Here is an 18,254-nt window from a genome sequence, read left to right on the forward strand (position 1 = left end):
GCTCAAATAGAAGTAAAAAGCGAGGGTTTTAAACTGTTCGGCGATTTCTACCCATAACTAGCCTTATGTTACGGAACGTCCATATAATTAACTTAGTCAAGCAACGGAGTTAATTATATGGAAAACCAAGAAGTGACTATTTCAATAGGTGATACTGCTAAATAGCTTGGTGTGTCAGTAAAAACTGTTCGTAGATGAACTGATGCTGGTAAATTGCGATTTGAACGCAGTCCGTGCGGGCATACTTCGACAAGCTCAGTACAAGTCTTGCCCGCGTGAGCGAGACGCTCACACTACAGTCCATCATTTTTATCTTGACAGACTACTAGTTCAGCTATAATCTATTACTATTACTTAATACCTTGTCCAAATTAGAAAAATCCTTGATTTGTAGGTTGGGTTGAAGCATGAAACCCAACAAATGCGTTGGGTTGCGCTGTCGCTTAACCCAACCTACAAGAAATGGACAAGGTATTGATTACTACTATTGGATACCTGTACAGGAGATATACTGAATAATGGCTCTATCTAGTCTTAATGAAGTAGCAAAATATTTAGAACAGCATGAAAACTCACAACAAATTAAAAAATTAATATTCTTCGCTTGTAAAAATGAGTGGGAAAATAATCAAGATACGCTAAATAGATTTAAATTACCAGAATTAATCCAAGAATTATCTAGTTTAAATCCCACGATAGATTGCTTAACTTCGAGTTTATCTATTGCCGTCGGAAATCTTAGCAAACCAAAACAATACTCCATGATTGCCAGTATCATCATCAAAGAAATACAAAAATTATATCTAACCCCTGATCAAGAGACAGAATTAATATTTAAGCAACCTCATCAAGAACAAGAAACAGGATTAATATTAAATCAACCTAGTCAAAATATTCCTAAATTTTATAGTTCTGAAAAAAAATCATCAACTCCTCCAGCAAAAACTCCAAGCAGTTCAAAAAAATCTCAATATAATCAATTTGATTTACGACAAAATCTTATGAGATTTAGTAACCCATTGAGGATTAAAATAATTTTATTTTCTGCACTTTATAATAAATTTACCTTTAATGAACAAGACTGGTTGAGACTAAAATCCGAAGAACTTGATAGTTTATTGCGGAAATTATTTAATTCTTGTGCAACTATTGGAGAACTTGAATCTAAAATAAACAATACTGTGATCTCTTTAGGTACACCAGATAAAAATAATCAAGCATCTGGTGTAATCATCAGAGTTATGCGTGGTTTATATGGTGATATACCAGCCAAAACCAATTCAGATAAACTCCCTAACAGTTATCCATCTGCAAAAACTAAACCACCTGCTAATCCTAATTATCAACCTGCTCCAACTCAAGTTAATGATTTCTATGATGACGATGATAATAATACCTGTCAAATTACAGTACCGCCTACTTGAGATATACTTAATAATAAATAATTCAGACTATTTTTGATTTTGGAAAGAAAAATTTCTAACAACAATTGAGAGAAAAAATTATGGATGCGAAAGAACTTCTGAGACGATATGCAAATGGAGAAACAAATTTTAGCAACGCCAAATTAAATGGAGTAAATTTATTTGATGCAGATTTAATTGGCATAGGTTTAGATCAGGCAAATTTGTCTAATGCTATCCTAACTTTTAGCTATCTAAATCAGGCTCTTCTCAATAATGCGAATCTGAGTTTTACAAATCTCCGCGGTGCAAACCTAACCCAAGCAAAGTTGCAAAATGCCAACTTGCATGACGCTGATTTGCATGGTGCAACTTTGCAAGGTGCTGATCTGCGTAATGCCAACTTAACTTTAGCACATCTGTTAGATGCTAACTTAATGAGTTCCGACTTGCGTGGTGCTAACCTCACAGGTGCTAACCTCACAGGTGCTTGCCTCCGGGGTGCTAACCTGCGAGAAGAAAAAAGAACCTATTCTGCTTGTCTCCGGGGTGCTAACCTGCATAAAGTTGACTTACGGGGTGCTAATTTAACTGGTGCAGACTTAGCTAAGGCCAATCTGAGTGGAGCTAATTTAAGTGAGACTATGCTGCGTGGTGTGGATTTGAGTGGTGCTAATCTGAGTGGAGCAATTTTAGAAAATGCTACTTTAACTGAGACTAATTTACAGGGTGCTAATTTGAATGGTGCAAACCTCATAAATGCTAAACTGTCAAAATCAAATTTGACTGAAGCTGAATTAATAGGTGCTAACTTACATGATGCAATGATGTTCCAGGCTACACTGATTAAAGCCAAGCTGAACCGAGCCAACCTCAGTTTTGCTAGACTGAGCAAAGTTAATTTGAGTCGAGCTAATCTGTGTGAGGCTGATCTAACTGAAGCAGAATTAGTAGATGCTTGTCTTGCTATGACAGACTTTACCGATGCTAACTTAACCAAAGTAAATCTATTTAGAGCAGAAATTAGTACGACAAATCTCACAGGTGCAAATTTGTTTGAAGCGGTAATGCCCGACGGCACAATTGGCTACTAAAAATCAGGAAATTTATTAGTAATTTCGTCATTTCAATGCTCCCTTAAATTATTTTATCCCATTGGAATTAAACCAAATATCTTTGCAAAAACTGGTAACAAATATGCCTACTTTAAGAGTAAATTGTTTTACCTCTTTACCCATATTTTCCTTGCTGATAAGTGGAAGTTGGGTGTTCGTATGTGAATATAGTCCAGTTCAGGCTCAAACATCTAATAATATGCCAATATTCGCACAAGCAACATTGCCATATCTCCAGGAAATAGCCATTAACCAGCAGCCATTACCGCAGTTACAACCAGAAAAATTCTATCAATCTCAAGGGACACAATATAGTCAATATAACCAAAACTTTGACCGATATTTTGTTTATGTTGATAGCAATAATTATGAAATTTTGCAGCGAGTTCGGCAAATTGAACCTAATGCCTATATTCGCAATTACAAGGGACGTAAGGTGATCCAATCTGGCGTTTTCAATGGACAATCTAATGCTCAAAAACGGGTAAGAGAATTGGAATTTAATGGGATTTCTGGCGCGAAAATCGTTAATTCGGAAAATATAGAATTAACACCTAATTATTCGGTTCAACCAGTAATGTCTTATAATGCTCCCGGATATAATGATCAGAACTATCCAAATAACTATCAACAGGAAAAAAGAAATTCCTATTATGTAGTTATTCCTGGTAATGCTAATAGTTTACATTCTTTAGGTACAGAAATTCGCCAAAAAGTTAGCATCAATATTAATGTATTTAGGAGAACTCAACCACTAGGAACGCATATAGCTGTAGGACCATTTAGCGATCGCTTAGAAGCAGAACAATGGAACAGCTATTTGAAAAATTCAGGTTACGGCAATGCTAGAGTTTATTACGGAAAATAAGGTAATGGGTAATGGGTAATTGGTAATTGGTAATTGGTAATTGGTAATTGGTGAAAATATTTGTCTTTCAACTGACAACTAACAACTGTACGGGCGAAGCATTTGGAGAACTATTTTTGGCAATGACCGATAATTTATCTTCCAAATGCTTCGCCCCTACTAACAACTGACAACTAACAACTGACTAATGACTAAAGAACAATTTGTTGTTACCGCAGCCCAAATGCGGGATATTGAAGCCAGGATATTTACTGCCGGAATGCCTGTAGCAGCTTTAATGGAAAAGGTAGCGGGATTAATTTCCCACCGCTTACAGGCTATTATTTCCCCAGGGCAATGTGTAGGAATTTTAGTTGGTCCCGGTCATAATGGAGGAGATGGTTTAGTAGTAGCTCGTGAATTGCATTTTCGCGGTTATCAAGTTTGGATTTATCAACCTTTTTCCAAATTAAAAGAATTAACTTCCCAACATTTTCAATATGCACAAAATTTAGGAATTCCCTGTTATCAAGAAATTGCTGAATTACCAAGTTATGATTTTTTAATTGATGGTTTATTTGGGTTTGGGTTAGAAAGGAAAATTACTGATTCTATTGCTACTGCAATTAATTATTTTAATAGCAAAAATCAACCCATTATTAGTATTGATATTCCTTCGGGTTTACATACAGATACAGGAGAAGTTTTAGGAACAGCTATTCAGGCAAATTATACATTTTGCTTAGGTTTATGGAAACAAGGTTTATTACAAGAACAAGCATTACCTTATATTGGTAAAGCCGAATTAATTGACTTTGATATTCCCTTAGCAGATATTCATGCTGTTATCGGTAATATTCCCCAAATCAAACGCATTACTAAAACAACAGCATTATCAACCTTACCTTTACCTCGTCCTCTCATTACCCATAAATACAAACAAGGACATTTATTATTAATTTGTGGTTCTCAACGTTATGTCGGTGGAGCAATTTTAACAGGTTTAGGTGCGCGAGCTTCTGGTATAGGAATGTTATCAATCGCTGTCCCCGAATCTCTAAAAATGTTGTTAGTTTCCCATTTACCAGAAGCGTTAATTATTGGTTGTCCTGAAACGAAAACCGGAACAATTGCTAATTTACCATTAGTAGGGTGTGTTAGCGACAGCGTAACGCACCTTATAGATTTAAATTCATTTACCACAATTGCTTGCGGGCCGGGTTTAACTAAAGATAATATTTCTATTATTCCCGAAATAATTAAATGTGAATGTCCTCTAATTCTCGATGCTGATGCTTTAAATATTCTGGCACAATTAGGAACTATTCCCACATTGAAATCACGAAAATCAGCCACTGTAATTACACCCCACACGGGAGAATTTAAGCGTTTATTTCCCCATATTGATTACACAAATAGAATCAAAGCCGTACAAACAGCAGCACAAGAAAGTGGGGCTGTAGTCCTGCTAAAAGGGGCAAGAACAGCTATATCTAATTCTCAAGGTAGTAGTGTTTGGATAAATCCCGAAAGTACCCCAGCCCTAGCCCGTGGAGGCAGCGGTGATGTATTAACTGGGTTATTGGGTGGACTATTAGCGCAAATTATGAATAAAGAAATTTTTATAGAAGATATAGTCGCAACTGCGGCTTGGTGGCATTCCCAAGCAGGAATTTTAGCAGCACAAGCAAGAACAGAATTAGGAGTTGATGCTTTTACACTGACACAATATTTACTTCCGGTTTTAAAGCGATGATAATGGGGACTGGGGACTGGGTAAAAATTCTTCCCAATCACCAATCACCAATCACCAAATAACAATTACTTAACTGTTACCTTACCACCAGCTTCTTCAATCCGCTTCTTGATATCTTCAGCGGCTTCCTTAGTTACAGCTTCTTTAACTGCTTTAGGAGCGGCTTCTACCAAGTCCTTAGCTTCTTTCAGACCTAGACCTGTGATTTCACGAACGATCTTCAAGACAGCAATCTTCTTATCGGCAGGTACAGAATCCAAAATTGCATCAAATTCGGTCTTCTCTTCTACTACTTCAGCAACAGCACCGGGAGCAGCCATCATCATCATGCCACCACCAGTAGGAGCAGCACTAACACCAAAAGCTTCTTCAATTTGCTTAACTAATTCAGAAGCTTCTAATAAGGTCAAAGATTTCAATTGGTCTAAAATTTGTTCGGTTGCAGCAGACATGGATATAACTCCTAAAGAATTTTTGATTTGTTAGTTTTTTAGTTGTGAGTTGTCAGTGATTAATCTTCACTAACTACCGCTAACTCAGCAGCACTTTCAGAACTATCGCTATTTTCTTTTTCAGCGACAGCTTGCAAAGCGCGAGCCAAAGAACTGGGAACTTCGTTGATACCAACAGCCAGCTTGGTAGCCACACCATTGATAGCTCCAGCAATTTGAGCCATGAGTTGTTCCTTAGATGGCAAGTCTCCTAGAGCCTTGACATCAGCTTCACTCAGGACACGACCTTCCATGACACCACCACGAATTTCTGTTTTCTTGGTGGCTTTTTGGAATGCTTGGTAAGCTTTGATCGCAGATAAATCTTCTTTAACTAGCAGAAATGCCGAAGAACCGTTAAGTAATTCTGACATTGGCTGCCATTGTTCCTGATCCTTAATAGCAATGCCCATAAAGGTGTTTTTTGTCACCTTACAGATAGCACCACTAGGACGGAGTTGCCGACGCAAATCTGTGATTTCAGCAACTGTCAGCCCCTGATAATCAATTACCAGTGCTAAAGTTGATTCACTCAAAGAAACTTTAAGATCAGCAACTATTTCTTTTTTGTTTTCTAACGTTCTTCCCATACTTGTCTCACCTCCAATGTCAGTTGTCAGTGGTCAGTTGTTAGTTGTCGGTTGTCAGTTGTCAGTAGGGGCGAAGCATTTGCAAGATAAATTATCGGTCATTGCCAAAAATAGTTCTCCAAATGCTTCGCCCGTACAGTTGTCAGTTGTTAGTTGTCACCTTTTTGCTGACACACGGAAAAAACTTAACCCCAGCTATCTTAGCCAGGGTTTCAAAGTAGTATTTTTAAGGCCGCAGTTATCAAACTTTTCTTGATTAAACTTCAGGCGGTTAAAATTACAACCTCGGCAGGGTATTAAGCTATTAGCACCTGCTGTCTCCGGCTTTGCTTATTTAATTTTGGTCATTGGTAATTTCTGATTATCTTCATCTACTACCAATTACCCATTACCAAATTATGCAGCGTCAGTTATTTTTAACTCTCGTAAAGCACTAATGTCAATAGCAATTGACGGACCCATTGTCGAGGATATATACACTGACCGCCAATAACGACCCTTAGCGCCCGAAGGACGGTTACGGTCAATTGACTCTTGTAATGCCTTGAGATTGATTAATAAATCTTCAGGTGAAAAAGCAGTCTTACCAAACATAACATGGACAATCCCAGTTCGATCAGCCCGATATTCTAATTTACCAGCTTTGAATTCAGCGATCGCACTAGCAACATCAAATGTCACTGTTCCACCTTTAGGTGAGGGCATCAAACCCCGTGGACCTAGTAATTTACCCAGCTTTGCTACCTGTGGCATCACATCTGGTGTAGCAATCAGCTTGTCAAAGTCCATCATGCCTTTCTGAATATCTTCAATGAGTTCTTCAGAACCAGCTATATCAGCACCAGCATTAGTTGCTTCTGTGACTTTTTCCCCTCTGGCGATAACTGCTACCCGAATTATCTGTCCTGTGCCTTTAGGTAGTGCTACCGTTGTCCGCAACTGTTGGTCTGTATATTTAGGATCAATTCCTAAACGAATATGAGCTTCAGCAGCCTCAGCAAATTTAGCGGTTGCTGTTTCTTTTAACAGAGCTAATGCTTCTAAGGGTGTATAATCCCGATCTTCTACTTTTTCTAGCAACGCCTGTAAGCGGCGTGATACTTTTTTTGCCATTTTTTTCTCCTGGGGTAATCTCGAAGTCGTGCTTCTCCCCCGATATGATTTTGTTATTAGTCAGTTGTCAGTTGTCAGTTGTTATTTTTTTATCTACTGTCACCTGTCACCGTTTCGCTGACGCTCACGGCGAAGCCTGTTCTCTGTCACCTAATCTGTGATTGTTACGCCCATGTTTTTAGCAGTTCCTTCCACGATATTCATGGCTGCATCAATATCATTGGCGTTGAGATCAGGAAGCTTGGTTTGAGCAATTTCACGTAATTGCGTTCTGCTAATGCTACCAACTTTAGTTTTGTTGGGTTCACTTGAGCCTCTTTCAATCTTCGCTGCCTTGCGAATCAAAACTGATGCTGGTGGAGTTTTGAGTACAAATGTAAAACTTCTATCTTCATAAACAGAAATTTCTACAGGTATCACCATTCCAGCTTGGTCTGCTGTTTTGGCGTTGTACTCCTTGCAGAACATCATGATGTTAACACCATGTTGACCCAATGCAGGACCAACTGGCGGTGCTGGGTTGGCTTTCCCAGCATTCAGGGCCAATTTAATGACCGCTACTACTTTCTTCGCCATTTGTATTTAGCTCTGTTTTTTAACCTGATTAAATTCCAATTCTACTGGTGTATCTCGTCCAAAGATAGAAAGCAGAGCTTTTAGTTTACTCCGTTCTGGGGAAACTTCAATCACCTCGCCTTCAAAATCCTTAAATGGACCAGAAAGCACAACTATCTTATCACCTGTAGCCATATCAATTATGACTACTGGCTCTTGTTCCAAGGCTTGTTTGAATATGCGTTCAACTTCCGAAGGATTCAGGGGAACTGGCTTAACGTGACCACGGCCTCTACCGCTACCACGCTTCTGCTCTGCGCCCACAAAGTTAATCACGTGGGAGGTGTTTCTTACCACCTGCCATGTATCATCACTCATCGCCATTCGGACTAGCACATAACCAGGGAAAACCTTTTCTTCTGAAGGTAGACGTTTACCGTCCTTACGGATTTTCACCGTTGGGGTGTGGGGAATTTCCACCTGGACGATTCTATCAGCGACATCAAAAGTTTGGATACGTTGCTCTAAATTTGTCTTTACCCGTTTCTCACAGCCAGAGGCTACTTGCACTGCATACCAGCGGACTTCTTTGATCCCTGTTAAGAGTGTGTCATCTGACTGCAACTCGGAGTTGCGTGGTTCGTCTGTTGCAGAAGTCATCAGAACACCTGTTTTGCTGCCCAAGCGAACAATCCATCTACCAAATATATCAAAGAGGCGGAGAGTGTAACCATTAATAGTACAGCGGCTGATTCACTCACCAACTGTTTCCGACTGGGCCAAATTACTTTCTCAAGTTCTTCCTTTGTTCCTTGGAAAAAATTGTTTAAGTTAAACCCATTTTCGGTTTCTGGCATTTCTGCTTCATTTTTTTTGGCCACAGTCGTTATCCCCCCGTTTCTTAAATAGCCTAACCTTGTGATTTTTTTCAAGGTTTATAGCTTCGGCCTAAATTAACTGGCAACAGTCAAGCTATATTTCAAAAAAATTATACCCGAAATAATTGACGTTTTCTGCTGTTTTGGCAGTGGCGTTATTGCTTCGGGCAGTATTTTTCTTTTTTAGCGCGCCCTGGAGGACTTGAACCCCCGACATCAGGTTTTGGAGACCTGCGTTCTACCAACTGAACTAAGAGCGCACAAGCTTTTCTTGTTACAGTCATTGCGCTGAACTTTTTTTATTCTAACGCAATTTCGCTTCTGATTGTAACTTATTTTTTTTCTTTTGGCAAGTTAGCGGCAGATGCCGCTTGCAGACTGGGTTTTGTCTATTAATTCACCATTGGGAATTATAGAGGGCGGTCGAATCTTTGTTTAATGCGGGTTGCCTTACCGACGAGGGCGCGTAGATAATATAATTTAGCACGTCTAACCTTACCACGACGCAATACTTTAATGCTTTCAACCAGGGGAGAATGAAGCAAAAATACTCGTTCTACACCCACACCTTGGAAAACTTTACGAACTGTGATAGTTTCGTTGATGCCGCCATTGCGTCTAGCTATAACTACACCTTCGTAAGGTTGCACACGGAATTTAGTGCCTTCCTGAATTTTGATTCCTACCTTAACTGTGTCACCGACATAGATATCGGGTAAGTCAGATTTCATTTGCTCCGCTTCAATTGAGCGGATAATCTCTTGGGCGTTCATTACTTTTTATGTTTTTTGAAAAAACTCACAATCGTTAATTATAAATCTATAGTTGCCAAAGAGTCCAGCTATTTATTGGAGGAGTCAGGAGTATGGCTAACGCCACGCTTCGCTATCAGGAGTCAGGAGTTCAGGAGTCAGGAGTCAGGAGTCAGGAAGAAGAAAGAAGAAAGAAGAAAGAAGAAAGAAGAAAGAAGAAAGAAGAAAGAAGAAAATTACCTAATGACAACTAACAACTGACAACTGTACGGGCGAAGCATTTGGAGAACTATTTTTGGCAATGACCGATAATTTATCTTCCAAATGCTTCGCCCCTACTAACAACTGACAACTGACAACTGACCAATTGCTGTTGTAAAATAGACAGTGTCAGGATTCAGGGGGAACCAGGTAACTGGTCATAAACGCCTATAGAGACTATCTTTGGTAATGTTCAAGGTTTGAAGTCCAGCCAGCTAAAACAACTCCAGCGGCTGTACCACCAGCGGATATCAGGCGATCGCATTACGACTACTGATTTTGCTCAACGGCTGGCAGCCATTAGTACGGAAATTAATCAACCTATTTGTACTTATATCAATCGTCGTGGACAAGTAATTCGGGTTGGTGTAGGTACTCCGCGTCAAACGCAAATTCCGCCCTTAGAACTACCTCGCTATGGTGCAGAGCGTCTGAGCGGTATTCGTTGTTTATCTACCAATCTCAAGTCAGAACAACCGAGTGAGTCAGCCTTAACAGCCATGGCTTTACAAAGATTGGATGCTTTAGTAGTTTTTAATATTACTGGAGGAGGATTTACCAAGCGTGGCGGTGGTTCAACTGGATACGTAAAAGAAGCTTATCTGGCGCATCTGGTAGCTAATAACAGACAATTGGTTGTGACTCAATCCGCTGGTATCAGTATCGGAGATGCTGGTACATATTCCCACATCTCACCACCTCTAAGTTTAGATGCTTTGGCTGACCAGGATTTTCTGGACTTAGTGGCAAGTTTAGAAGAGGAATTTAGTCGGGAGTATGTAGCGCAAGAGGTAGACGCTGATCATGATCGGGTGGTAATTGTGGGGGTATTAACAGAAAATATCACGCCGCAACAATTCCAAGACATCATAGTGGAATTGACCCGATTAGTGGATACGGCTGGAGGTGTTGTTTTACAAACCTTACAACAAAAGCGATCGCGTATTCATCCCCAAACAGTGATTGGTGAAGGTAAAGTCCAAGAAGTGGCGATCGCTGTGCAAACTCTAGGTGCTAATTTGGTAGTATTTGATCGGGATCTTTCCCGTTCCCAAGTTCGCAATTTAGAAGCACAAATTGGTGTTAGGGTAGTTGACCGCACCGAAGTAATTTTAGATATTTTTGCCCAACGCGCTCAATCTGGTGCAGGTAAATTACAGGTGGAACTGGCACAGTTAGGGTATATGCTGCCACGACTCACGGGCAAGGGTGAGGGTATGTCCAGATTGGGCGGTGGTATTGGCACAAGGGGTCCCGGTGAAACCAAGCTAGAAACAGAACGCCGGGCTATTCAAAAGCGGATTTCTCGACTGCAACACGAAGTTAATCAATTACAAGCTCATCGTTGTCGGTTACGTCAACGACGACAACATCGAGAAGTTCCCTCAGTGGCTTTGGTGGGTTATACCAACGCTGGTAAATCCACTTTACTCAACGCCCTCACCAATTCGGAAGTATACACGGCTGACCAACTGTTTGCTACCCTTGACCCGACCACACGGCGATTAATAATTCCTCATGCAGAAACGGGCGCACCCCAGGAAACTTTGATGACGGATACTGTAGGGTTTATCCATGAGTTACCTGCATCTTTAATGGATGCTTTTCGGGCAACGTTGGAGGAGGTAACAGAAGCGGATGCTTTACTGCATTTAGTAGATTTATCTCATCCTGCTTGGTTGAATCACATTCGCGCAGTTCGGGATATACTCGCGCAAATGCCGATTACACCGGGTCCGGCGTTAGTGGCTTTTAATAAAATTGATCAAGTTAGTAGTGAAACACTGGCTTTGGCTAGAGAGGAGTTTCCTTTAGCAGTGTTTATTTCTGCTAGTCAGCGGTTAGGACTGGAAACTCTGCGTCAGCGTCTATCTCTATTGATTCAGTACGCTGTTGGTGATGATTGATAGTTTTTAGATCCCCGACTTCTTTCTCGTTCCCATACTCTGTATGGGAATGAATTTTAGAAGGCTCTGCTTTCAATGATAGCAGAGGCAATGCCAAGTTCCAGCATAATGTAGTAAATCACCTGCTTTTTTACCTCGCTTGATGGGGGAAATACGACGTAATGGGCGTTGATTTACGGTGCTTTTTTCCTGAATAGAGTCGAGAAAATCACTAACTAAGGAAAGCTGTTCTGGTGGTAGTTGGGATATCTGTTGTTCAATCTTTTGATGTAGTTCTAAATAAGTCATTTGTGCCTCGTTTTCATAGGAAGAATGGGGATGATTTTATTTTATCTCTTTATTTTACAGCGATTCCTTCGGTGCGCTTCGCTATCGCACTCCCAAAAATCACACAAGCACTAAATTATCAATTTGCTGCACAGACTACTCATCATCATCTTGAACATTTTCTTCGTCAAATCCCAGCCAAAATAGTAGAACCTGTTCTAATTTCAGCATTTGTTCTGGTGTTATGTTTCCCAATTTGCGTAAAAGCTTTGCATGAGGAATTGTGATGATATTTTGTACATCAAATACTCCTTCCCGAAGAAAATTTGTTTTGACTTGTACCTCAAATCTTGAACTGCGTGAACTTGTTGTGTGTGGAACAAGAGTAACTAATGCACGATCTTGATCTAGTACAGGAATACTGATTACTAAACATGGTCTAACTTTTGCCACATAACCTAAATCTACTAGCCAAACTTCACTACGTTTAGGACTACTCATAGGTCGCTTCTTCCTCATCTAAATCAAGAAAAAGTCCCTCAGCATTCATGACTAAATCTTCATCAGATAAGGGCGAAAAATCTAAATCAACTGTCCGCTTTAAAATCTCTAATACCAAATCTAACCGTTCTGAGTCTGTCAAGCGGTCGAATGTATTCAGAAGTTCTTGTACTAAAGCAGTCATAGCTTTTTTCCTATATATAGAAATATCATAACATGGGCTTGATATGACTATCTCCAAAATTACACTATAAGCGATACCTTCGGTGCGCTTCGCTATCGCTCTCTCCAAAATCACACCACAAGCGATACCTTCGGTCAGCTTCGCTATCGCATTTATCATGAAGTGACTCGATATACACTATCAGGACTAACGAAAAGCTTTTAGGAGAGTATTCACAACAGGCTTATACTCAGTCACGTACTCAGTCACGTCTTCACCTTCAGCACTCTTGTTACCTCCGAAGAGGCTATCATCAAATTTTTGATCACTGAGTTCTTCATATTTCCCATCAACAACCCAAACAAAACCATCATCTTCAATTTTGGCTGAGTAGTCATCTGAAAATACCTTCTTTCCCGTAAAAATACAGTTGAAAATATACATAGGCTTCGGTTTTTTATCTAGGTTTTCGGTGAATTTGGCTCATTATATCACACATTCCGCAGATATACAGCCATACCTTAAATTTATTGATCCTGTAATCTTTGCAACAATTCCTCACGGGATAAATTACCCAAAGAAAGAAGTAACTGAGTGCGTTCAGAAATAGGAAATTTAGCAATCTTTGCCACCACACCAGATAACTCAGCATCCAAACTACCAAAACGCCCTTCCAGAAGAGAAGTTATCAACAAAAGTTGTCCTTCCTGTTTTCCTTCTTGCTTCCAGTCTTCTATTTGTTGTAAATAAGCCGGTGATAAGTTCATAATTACTTCCTCTTCTTCCCTACTTAAATTATCTCTCAATTCTAAATTCTTGCGCCAGTCCGCTAAAATTTCTAACAAATTCTCTCGAAAAGGGTGATTTTCTGGTAACTCAGTTAACTCCTCAACTGCTCTTTTTTGTGTTCCTCCTTTCCCCAAAACTCTCAACCATAAAGTATCCTCATTTTCTGGTAATTGATGAATCACAACTATTGCTGTTTTCAGAATATTCGGCAGAAAATAAACACCTTTAACCCAATCTTCTACAATTTCAGTTGCACCTAAACCGGTAATCATCCGAGATGAAAAAGTTGGTGTTAAAATCCATAAAATCGGTAAATCTGATTCAGCAATATTTCTATTTTCGCGTTTTGCCTTCCTAACTACATCACCATGAACGGCATATAATTTAAGTAAACAACTGCGAATTTCTATTTCTGATGGTGGATTGCGAAAAGGCTCAAATAAACATTGAGTTTTAGCCATCTTCCCTAATAAACCTAAAGGGAGATTTTCCTGAGTTTGATCAGAAAATGGTTCAAACCAAACATCAATTTCTTGAACTTCACTTTTAACCTTTTCGCTTTTTTTAATCGTTCCTAGAGGTGTTAATAATTCCTCCAGATATTCCTTAGCGAATTGATCATGAGATTGTCGAGTCATTATATGTTAGCCAAATTTTTTATTAAATTGTTGCTTAACCTGTTCATAAATTTCAAGAGTAATTAGAGATATACTATTCTCTTGAGCATAGGTTTCAATCTTTTTGCGAGCAAACGGACGGACAAAGAAAGGAATTTCTTTGAGCTTAACTTCAGCTTCAGCAGTCCATTTAATTTGTTCACTCATAGATTTTTAGGAGTTTAATTTCAATATAAAGATTTGGATTGATGTACTAGGTTTTAGATCCCCGACTTCTTGAAGAAGTCGGGGATCTTGTTGTTCACTAATTAACCTTGCGCTACAGGTTCTTTAGCCAAAAACTTCTCCAATTCAGTCAAAGCATCAGCATCAACCTTAGTCTGCATAGGACAGAACTTAGGCCCACACATAGAACAAAACTCAGCAGTTTTATAGATATCTGCTGGTAAAGTTTCGTCGTGATATTCCTTCGCTCTTTCGGGGTCTAAAGATAACTCAAATTGACGATTCCAGTCGAAATTATAGCGAGCTTTAGAAAGTTCATCATCTCTATCTCTAGCACCTGGCCGATGTCTAGCAATATCCGCAGCATGAGCCGCAATTTTATACGCAATTAAGCCATTCCGCACATCTTCCGCATCAGGTAAACCTAAATGTTCTTTAGGTGTCACATAACACAACATCGCTGTACCGTACCAGCCCGCCATAGCTGCCCCAATAGCTGAGGTAATATGGTCATAACCAGGAGCAATATCAGTCACCAAAGGACCAAGAACATAGAAAGGTGCTTCCGAACACTCTTCCATTTGTTTGCGGACATTGAACTCAATTTGATCCATGGGAACGTGACCTGGACCTTCTACCATCACCTGCACATCATGTTCCCAAGCTTTGCGGGTGAGATTTCCTAGAGTTTTCAGTTCTGCCAACTGGGCTTCATCGGACGCATCATGGGTACATCCTGGGCGCAGGGAGTCGCCTAAACTGAAAGAAACATCATATCTTTTGAAAATCTCAATGATGTCGTTGAAATGGGTATACAGGGGGTTTTGTTTGTGGTGATGCAACATCCACCGCGCCAAAATTCCGCCACCGCGAGAGACAATACCTGTGAGACGGTTTCTGACTAAAGGTAAATGTTCAATCAAAATCCCCGCGTGGATGGTTTGATAGTCTACCCCTTGCTGGGCGTGTTTTTCGATGATGTGGAGAAAATCGTCAGCGGTGAGATTTTCGATAGTGCCGTGAACGCTTTCTAAAGCTTGGTAAACTGGAACTGTACCAATGGGAACAGGTGAAGCATTGATAATTGCGGTACGAATTTCATCTAAATTACCGCCACCTGTGGACAAATCCATCACAGTATCAGCACCGTATTTTACCGCCAGGTTGAGTTTATCAACTTCTTCCTGCAAGTTAGAAGAGTTGGGAGAAGCACCGATATTGGCGTTAACTTTACAACTAGAAGCGATACCAATGGCCATCGGTTCTAAGTTAGTATGATTAATATTCGCAGGGATAATCATCCGTCCCCGTGCCACTTCGGCGCGGATAAGTTCAGCAGGCAGCTTTTCCCGCTTCGCTACATAATCCATTTCTTCAGTAATCACACCCTGACGGGCGTAGTGCATTTGCGATACGTTAGCTTGTCCACGTCGCTTGGCTACCCATTCTGTCCGCATATTACAATCCTCAAATAAACAGCTTCCCTCCGCTGGTATTATCCAGACTCAGGTGTTAAGGGTTTGATCTCAGCTTGGTTTCCCAAGCACCCCTAGCATGGTGTAGATTGTAGCATTTTGGTGATGATTGGAGGGAGGGGGATGATAAATTGTGAAGATATGGGGAAAGGAGGATTTGTAGTTGGTTACACAAACCGCCTAGGGTTAAAACCCCAGGCTAATAGCGAAAGTCCGTTAAAACGGACTCATATCTTTTCTTTTTTCAGTCGTCTTGAGACGACTTTTATTATTAGCCTTGCACTTCAGTGCTAGGTGGGTAAGTTAGCAATTACTATGCTATAGCTAGAAGGTTAGAAAAATTAGATGGTTCGCAATAGTTTCTAATTAAGGCTTTGGCATTTTCGCGTTTTTCGCCTGTGAATAAATTAAATATTACTTCTTCCTGTTGAGAGTAAAGATGTAATAATCCAAAGTCTTTAATTCTTGAATAAATTAGGGGAACTCCTGCTAAGGTTAGTAAATGTAATTTTTTATTATCACGCTCTCTTGCCTCATGAGAATCATGATATGTAGATTGAAATTCTACAACTAAACAAGGTTTATAGTCTTTGTTTGTGATCAGAGCGTCTACACTGGAGCTAAAGAAGAAGTTTCTGAGTTTAATATCAAGGCTGCTACCTAATTCACAAAATTGGCATAAGCTTACCTGTGTATGAATTTTATAATTCTTATCTATGCAGGTTTGCAGAAACTCTAGCATTCTTTCTTCGTAAGGATTAACCAGTCGTTTGGGTTTTACAGACATTAGTTTTTCTCCATTAAGATCTTTACAAAGTGGTTAATAAATTCTTCTAATACTTCAATAGAAGTGATACATACCTGCGTCATATAAGGGAAAAGTTTATCTTCATAGAGAATTAGGTAACTACTACTTTCTCCCAAGGATTTGAGGTTAAATTCTTCTGATTCCATTGATATTGTTTCCCCAAAAGGTTCACCATTTAGATCAGTAATATCAGGATAAATAACATAAGGATTTAAACTAAAATTTCCTCTTACTTCACCATTTAAAATATTTGGATAATGAGATTGCATTACTTCCAAAAATATATCTTCTTTACTAGGCAAGATCCAAAATCTACCTAAAATATGTGTTGTAAAAACATAATCATTGCCCAAATCATCTGCTGGCACATTATATTCAGTAAAACAAGTAAGCTCCAAAATTTCTGATTTTAAAACATCTTGAGAAATTGAAATACATAAACCTTCCTTACGTTGCGATAAAACTAATTGATAACGTTTAGCACCTTTACCAGGATTTTTTAGTCGATAACCTATATATTGGGATGTTCTATTTTCATCAAACTTCTCATAAAAACCCAGTTTAGTCAGCATACTGATAGCTAAAGATAACAAATCTTCCCCACCTTCAATTACCTGAATATTAGTTGAAACCAAGCGAGGAACGCCGTTTTCAACCTCAAAGCGTTGGATGACATCGTAGATAATTTTTGACATTGCTTTTTTCCAAAAATCTTCTTTAAGGTTCATGGAAATATCTTAACCCCTATTTTCTAAAATTACAAGAGTCTTGGCTAAGATTTTTGGATTTCATGAAAAAGGCTAATTTTCCGGCTTTTTCTTCAGAACACAGTACACATTTCTTATTAGAGTGTAAGAAGAAGTTATAATGAATACGAACCACTCCAGGCACAGAGGACACGGAGGTAAGAGGTTTGGTAGAGGTGATAATTGGGTTAATTTGGTAATTAGTTGTTTTTGCAAGGATTATGTGATGAAAACGAACCGCAGAGGCGCAGAGGACGCAGAGGGAAGAGAGTTAGGAGAGGAGATGAGTTGGCTTACAGGGGAGGTTATTGGGGCTGCTATTGAGGTACACCGGGTTTTAGGTCCTGGGTTTTTGGAGGAAGTGTATAAGGAAGCACTGGTTGTTGAATTTATGATTCGGGGTATACATCATGAGGTTGAAAAGTCAATAAGCTTGACATATAAAGGACATGATGTAGGTAGAGGTAGATTAGATTTTTTAGTTGCAGACTGTTTAGTTGTAGAATTAAAAGCTGTGCAAACCCTAGCCCCCATTCACGAAGCTCAACTTCTCTCCTACCTCAAAATAACCAAGCGCACTTTAGGACTCCTCATCAACTTTAACGTTCCCCTCCTCAAAGACGGTATCAAACGCATAGCCCTCTCTCTCTAACTCTTCCCTCTGTGTACTCTGCGCCTCTGCGGTTCGTTAATTCCTCCATAACCGCATCAACACACCGAAAATCATGTATTTTTGTAAATGTGGCAAAAACCTCCAGCAATATCGCTAAACAAAGATCACAAACTGCGATAATTTAAGAACAGCTTTTGGATTCATCCATGTACCGTGAGACAACCGGGAACTTATCCACCACTGGATAAAAGCTTGGGTAATTATTCGTGACAAAGACATGAGTAAATGCGAACTGTTAAACCTGTGATTAGGTCAATCGAAAATAGGTAAGTTTAAACCAAGAATCCCCAGCCTGTAAAGGTTTGGGAATGTCTGAAAAAAT

At 39.6% G+C, this 18,254-nt stretch carries 24 protein-coding genes, 1 tRNA gene, 1 riboswitch and 1 other annotated feature; of the genes, 8 read left to right on the plus strand and 17 right to left on the minus strand.

Annotation, left to right across the window (positions count from 1 at the left end; all coding sequences use genetic code 11):
• Window positions 1–518: 518 nt before the first annotated feature.
• The 4 genes from ANA_RS01180 to ANA_RS01195 all read left to right on the plus strand — a co-directional run bounded on the left by ANA_RS01180 (window position 519) and on the right by ANA_RS01195 (window position 5,121).
• A complete protein-coding gene (locus ANA_RS01180) occupies window positions 519–1,424 on the plus strand; it encodes a hypothetical protein (RefSeq protein ID WP_015078211.1) in 906 nt (301 codons plus the stop codon).
• 80 nt (window positions 1,425–1,504) lie between these two features.
• The gene (locus tag ANA_RS01185; RefSeq protein WP_015078212.1) at window positions 1,505–2,497 is read left to right on the plus strand and encodes a pentapeptide repeat-containing protein; all 993 of its coding nucleotides are present in this window, start codon (window positions 1,505–1,507) and stop codon (window positions 2,495–2,497) included.
• Between the two features lie 103 nt (window positions 2,498–2,600).
• Entirely contained in the window at window positions 2,601–3,386 is a 786-nt protein-coding gene (locus ANA_RS01190) for a hypothetical protein (RefSeq protein ID WP_015078213.1), read from the plus strand.
• 187 nt (window positions 3,387–3,573) lie between these two features.
• Entirely contained in the window at window positions 3,574–5,121 is a 1,548-nt protein-coding gene (locus tag ANA_RS01195) for a bifunctional ADP-dependent NAD(P)H-hydrate dehydratase/NAD(P)H-hydrate epimerase (RefSeq protein ID WP_015078214.1), read from the plus strand.
• Between the two features lie 65 nt (window positions 5,122–5,186).
• On the opposite strand, the gene rplL is transcribed toward ANA_RS01195, so the two are convergent.
• Together rplL and rplJ are read right to left on the minus strand one after the other, a co-directional pair.
• Window positions 5,187–5,573: a 50S ribosomal protein L7/L12 gene (rplL, locus tag ANA_RS01200; protein ID WP_015078215.1), complete on the minus strand. Its 387-nt coding sequence runs from the start codon at window positions 5,571–5,573 to the stop codon at window positions 5,187–5,189.
• Between the two features lie 59 nt (window positions 5,574–5,632).
• Entirely contained in the window at window positions 5,633–6,202 is a 570-nt protein-coding gene (rplJ, locus tag ANA_RS01205) for a 50S ribosomal protein L10 (RefSeq protein WP_015078216.1), read from the minus strand.
• A gap of 16 nt (window positions 6,203–6,218) precedes the next feature.
• On the opposite strand from rplJ, the gene ANA_RS25510 reads away from it, so the two are divergent.
• On the plus strand, window positions 6,219–6,458 hold the full coding sequence (locus tag ANA_RS25510) for a hypothetical protein (RefSeq protein ID WP_083881407.1): 240 nt from the start codon (window positions 6,219–6,221) through the stop codon (window positions 6,456–6,458).
• Window positions 6,377–6,544, minus strand: a sequence feature (ribosomal protein L10 leader region). (Overlaps the previous gene by 82 nt.)
• Window positions 6,545–6,598: 54 nt before the next feature.
• Here the strand turns inward: ANA_RS25510 and rplA are convergent.
• From rplA to rplS, 6 genes are all read right to left on the minus strand, one after another.
• On the minus strand, window positions 6,599–7,315 hold the full coding sequence (gene rplA, locus ANA_RS01210) for a 50S ribosomal protein L1 (protein ID WP_015078217.1): 717 nt from the start codon (window positions 7,313–7,315) through the stop codon (window positions 6,599–6,601).
• Window positions 7,316–7,465: 150 nt separating this feature from the next.
• Complete coding sequence (gene rplK / locus ANA_RS01215; RefSeq protein WP_015078218.1) at window positions 7,466–7,891, minus strand: 50S ribosomal protein L11; 426 nt, start codon at window positions 7,889–7,891, stop codon at window positions 7,466–7,468.
• 6 nt (window positions 7,892–7,897) lie between these two features.
• On the minus strand, window positions 7,898–8,530 hold the full coding sequence (nusG, locus tag ANA_RS01220; protein ID WP_015078219.1) for a transcription termination/antitermination protein NusG: 633 nt from the start codon (window positions 8,528–8,530) through the stop codon (window positions 7,898–7,900).
• A complete protein-coding gene (gene secE / locus ANA_RS01225) occupies window positions 8,530–8,751 on the minus strand; it encodes a preprotein translocase subunit SecE (protein ID WP_015078220.1) in 222 nt (73 codons plus the stop codon). Before secE ends, nusG begins: the two co-directional genes overlap by 1 nt.
• 184 nt (window positions 8,752–8,935) lie before the next feature.
• Window positions 8,936–9,008, minus strand: a tRNA-Trp gene (locus tag ANA_RS01230).
• Window positions 9,009–9,158: 150 nt separating this feature from the next.
• Window positions 9,159–9,521, minus strand: a complete 363-nt coding sequence (gene rplS, locus ANA_RS01235; protein WP_015078221.1) for a 50S ribosomal protein L19 — start codon at window positions 9,519–9,521, stop codon at window positions 9,159–9,161.
• A 92-nt stretch (window positions 9,522–9,613) separates the two neighbouring features.
• On the opposite strand from rplS, the gene ANA_RS26360 reads away from it, so the two are divergent.
• Both ANA_RS26360 and hflX read left to right on the plus strand, forming a co-directional pair.
• Window positions 9,614–9,754: a hypothetical protein gene (locus ANA_RS26360; protein WP_158310493.1), complete on the plus strand. Its 141-nt coding sequence runs from the start codon at window positions 9,614–9,616 to the stop codon at window positions 9,752–9,754.
• A 177-nt stretch (window positions 9,755–9,931) separates the two neighbouring features.
• Window positions 9,932–11,668, plus strand: a complete 1,737-nt coding sequence (gene hflX, locus ANA_RS01240) for a GTPase HflX (protein WP_015078222.1) — start codon at window positions 9,932–9,934, stop codon at window positions 11,666–11,668.
• A gap of 72 nt (window positions 11,669–11,740) precedes the next feature.
• Here hflX and ANA_RS01245 read toward each other — a convergent pair whose 3' ends face one another.
• The 9 genes from ANA_RS01245 to ANA_RS01285 all read right to left on the minus strand — a co-directional run bounded on the left by ANA_RS01245 (window position 11,741) and on the right by ANA_RS01285 (window position 17,241).
• On the minus strand, window positions 11,741–11,956 hold the full coding sequence (locus tag ANA_RS01245; protein WP_015078223.1) for a hypothetical protein: 216 nt from the start codon (window positions 11,954–11,956) through the stop codon (window positions 11,741–11,743).
• 135 nt (window positions 11,957–12,091) lie between these two features.
• The gene (locus ANA_RS01250; protein WP_015078224.1) at window positions 12,092–12,436 is read right to left on the minus strand and encodes a type II toxin-antitoxin system PemK/MazF family toxin; all 345 of its coding nucleotides are present in this window, start codon (window positions 12,434–12,436) and stop codon (window positions 12,092–12,094) included.
• On the minus strand, window positions 12,429–12,779 hold the full coding sequence (locus ANA_RS27250; RefSeq protein WP_015078225.1) for a hypothetical protein: 351 nt from the start codon (window positions 12,777–12,779) through the stop codon (window positions 12,429–12,431). Before ANA_RS27250 ends, ANA_RS01250 begins: the two co-directional genes overlap by 8 nt.
• 27 nt (window positions 12,780–12,806) lie before the next feature.
• Complete coding sequence (locus tag ANA_RS01260) at window positions 12,807–13,043, minus strand: translationally controlled tumor protein (protein WP_015078226.1); 237 nt, start codon at window positions 13,041–13,043, stop codon at window positions 12,807–12,809.
• Between the two features lie 83 nt (window positions 13,044–13,126).
• On the minus strand, window positions 13,127–14,026 hold the full coding sequence (locus ANA_RS01265; RefSeq protein WP_015078227.1) for a hypothetical protein: 900 nt from the start codon (window positions 14,024–14,026) through the stop codon (window positions 13,127–13,129).
• Between the two features lie 6 nt (window positions 14,027–14,032).
• Window positions 14,033–14,212, minus strand: a complete 180-nt coding sequence (locus tag ANA_RS01270; protein WP_015078228.1) for a PCP reductase family protein — start codon at window positions 14,210–14,212, stop codon at window positions 14,033–14,035.
• A 101-nt stretch (window positions 14,213–14,313) separates the two neighbouring features.
• A complete protein-coding gene (gene thiC, locus ANA_RS01275; RefSeq protein ID WP_015078229.1) occupies window positions 14,314–15,687 on the minus strand; it encodes a phosphomethylpyrimidine synthase in 1,374 nt (457 codons plus the stop codon).
• 7 nt (window positions 15,688–15,694) lie between these two features.
• Window positions 15,695–15,791: riboswitch (TPP riboswitch) on the minus strand.
• Window positions 15,792–16,018: 227 nt separating this feature from the next.
• Window positions 16,019–16,492 carry a DUF2726 domain-containing protein gene (locus ANA_RS01280; protein ID WP_015078230.1) on the minus strand — a complete coding sequence of 158 codons (474 nt, stop codon included), beginning with the start codon at window positions 16,490–16,492 and terminating at the stop codon, window positions 16,019–16,021.
• Window positions 16,492–17,241, minus strand: a complete 750-nt coding sequence (locus tag ANA_RS01285; RefSeq protein WP_015078231.1) for a hypothetical protein — start codon at window positions 17,239–17,241, stop codon at window positions 16,492–16,494. The genes ANA_RS01280 and ANA_RS01285 overlap by 1 nt, the downstream gene beginning before the upstream one ends.
• Window positions 17,242–17,485: 244 nt before the next feature.
• Here ANA_RS01285 and ANA_RS01290 point away from each other — a divergent pair, with 244 nt between their 5' ends.
• Window positions 17,486–17,911 (plus strand): GxxExxY protein, encoded by a 426-nt coding sequence (locus tag ANA_RS01290; RefSeq protein WP_015078232.1) that lies wholly within the window; start codon window positions 17,486–17,488, stop codon window positions 17,909–17,911.
• The last annotated feature ends 343 nt before the right edge of the window (window positions 17,912–18,254 follow it).

The organism is Anabaena sp. 90 (genome assembly GCF_000312705.1).
In the GTDB taxonomy this organism is placed as follows: Bacteria; Cyanobacteriota; Cyanobacteriia; order Cyanobacteriales; family Nostocaceae; genus Dolichospermum; species Dolichospermum lemmermannii.

What these genes read in the sequence shown, in the direction of transcription:
- ANA_RS01180 (WP_015078211.1), top strand. Translation starts at nt 519, where the DNA reads ATGGCTCTATCTAGTCTTAATGAAGTAGCAAAATATTTAGAACAGCAT.
- ANA_RS01185 (WP_015078212.1), top strand. Translation starts at nt 1,505, where the DNA reads ATGGATGCGAAAGAACTTCTGAGACGATATGCAAATGGAGAAACAAAT.
- ANA_RS01190 (WP_015078213.1), top strand. Translation starts at nt 2,601, where the DNA reads ATGCCTACTTTAAGAGTAAATTGTTTTACCTCTTTACCCATATTTTCC.
- ANA_RS01195 (WP_015078214.1), top strand. Translation starts at nt 3,574, where the DNA reads ATGACTAAAGAACAATTTGTTGTTACCGCAGCCCAAATGCGGGATATT.
- rplL (WP_015078215.1), bottom strand. Translation starts at nt 5,573, where the DNA reads ATGTCTGCTGCAACCGAACAAATTTTAGACCAATTGAAATCTTTGACC.
- rplJ (WP_015078216.1), bottom strand. Translation starts at nt 6,202, where the DNA reads ATGGGAAGAACGTTAGAAAACAAAAAAGAAATAGTTGCTGATCTTAAA.
- ANA_RS25510 (WP_083881407.1), top strand. Translation starts at nt 6,219, where the DNA reads ATGTCAGTTGTCAGTGGTCAGTTGTTAGTTGTCGGTTGTCAGTTGTCA.
- rplA (WP_015078217.1), bottom strand. Translation starts at nt 7,315, where the DNA reads ATGGCAAAAAAAGTATCACGCCGCTTACAGGCGTTGCTAGAAAAAGTA.
- rplK (WP_015078218.1), bottom strand. Translation starts at nt 7,891, where the DNA reads ATGGCGAAGAAAGTAGTAGCGGTCATTAAATTGGCCCTGAATGCTGGG.
- nusG (WP_015078219.1), bottom strand. Translation starts at nt 8,530, where the DNA reads ATGACTTCTGCAACAGACGAACCACGCAACTCCGAGTTGCAGTCAGAT.
- rplS (WP_015078221.1), bottom strand. Translation starts at nt 9,521, where the DNA reads ATGAACGCCCAAGAGATTATCCGCTCAATTGAAGCGGAGCAAATGAAA.
- ANA_RS26360 (WP_158310493.1), top strand. Translation starts at nt 9,614, where the DNA reads ATGGCTAACGCCACGCTTCGCTATCAGGAGTCAGGAGTTCAGGAGTCA.
- ANA_RS01245 (WP_015078223.1), bottom strand. Translation starts at nt 11,956, where the DNA reads ATGACTTATTTAGAACTACATCAAAAGATTGAACAACAGATATCCCAA.
- ANA_RS01250 (WP_015078224.1), bottom strand. Translation starts at nt 12,436, where the DNA reads ATGAGTAGTCCTAAACGTAGTGAAGTTTGGCTAGTAGATTTAGGTTAT.
- ANA_RS27250 (WP_015078225.1), bottom strand. Translation starts at nt 12,779, where the DNA reads ATGATAAATGCGATAGCGAAGCTGACCGAAGGTATCGCTTGTGGTGTG.
- ANA_RS01260 (WP_015078226.1), bottom strand. Translation starts at nt 13,043, where the DNA reads ATGTATATTTTCAACTGTATTTTTACGGGAAAGAAGGTATTTTCAGAT.
- ANA_RS01265 (WP_015078227.1), bottom strand. Translation starts at nt 14,026, where the DNA reads ATGACTCGACAATCTCATGATCAATTCGCTAAGGAATATCTGGAGGAA.
- ANA_RS01270 (WP_015078228.1), bottom strand. Translation starts at nt 14,212, where the DNA reads ATGAGTGAACAAATTAAATGGACTGCTGAAGCTGAAGTTAAGCTCAAA.
- thiC (WP_015078229.1), bottom strand. Translation starts at nt 15,687, where the DNA reads ATGCGGACAGAATGGGTAGCCAAGCGACGTGGACAAGCTAACGTATCG.
- ANA_RS01280 (WP_015078230.1), bottom strand. Translation starts at nt 16,492, where the DNA reads ATGTCTGTAAAACCCAAACGACTGGTTAATCCTTACGAAGAAAGAATG.
- ANA_RS01285 (WP_015078231.1), bottom strand. Translation starts at nt 17,241, where the DNA reads ATGAACCTTAAAGAAGATTTTTGGAAAAAAGCAATGTCAAAAATTATC.
- ANA_RS01290 (WP_015078232.1), top strand. Translation starts at nt 17,486, where the DNA reads ATGAAAACGAACCGCAGAGGCGCAGAGGACGCAGAGGGAAGAGAGTTA.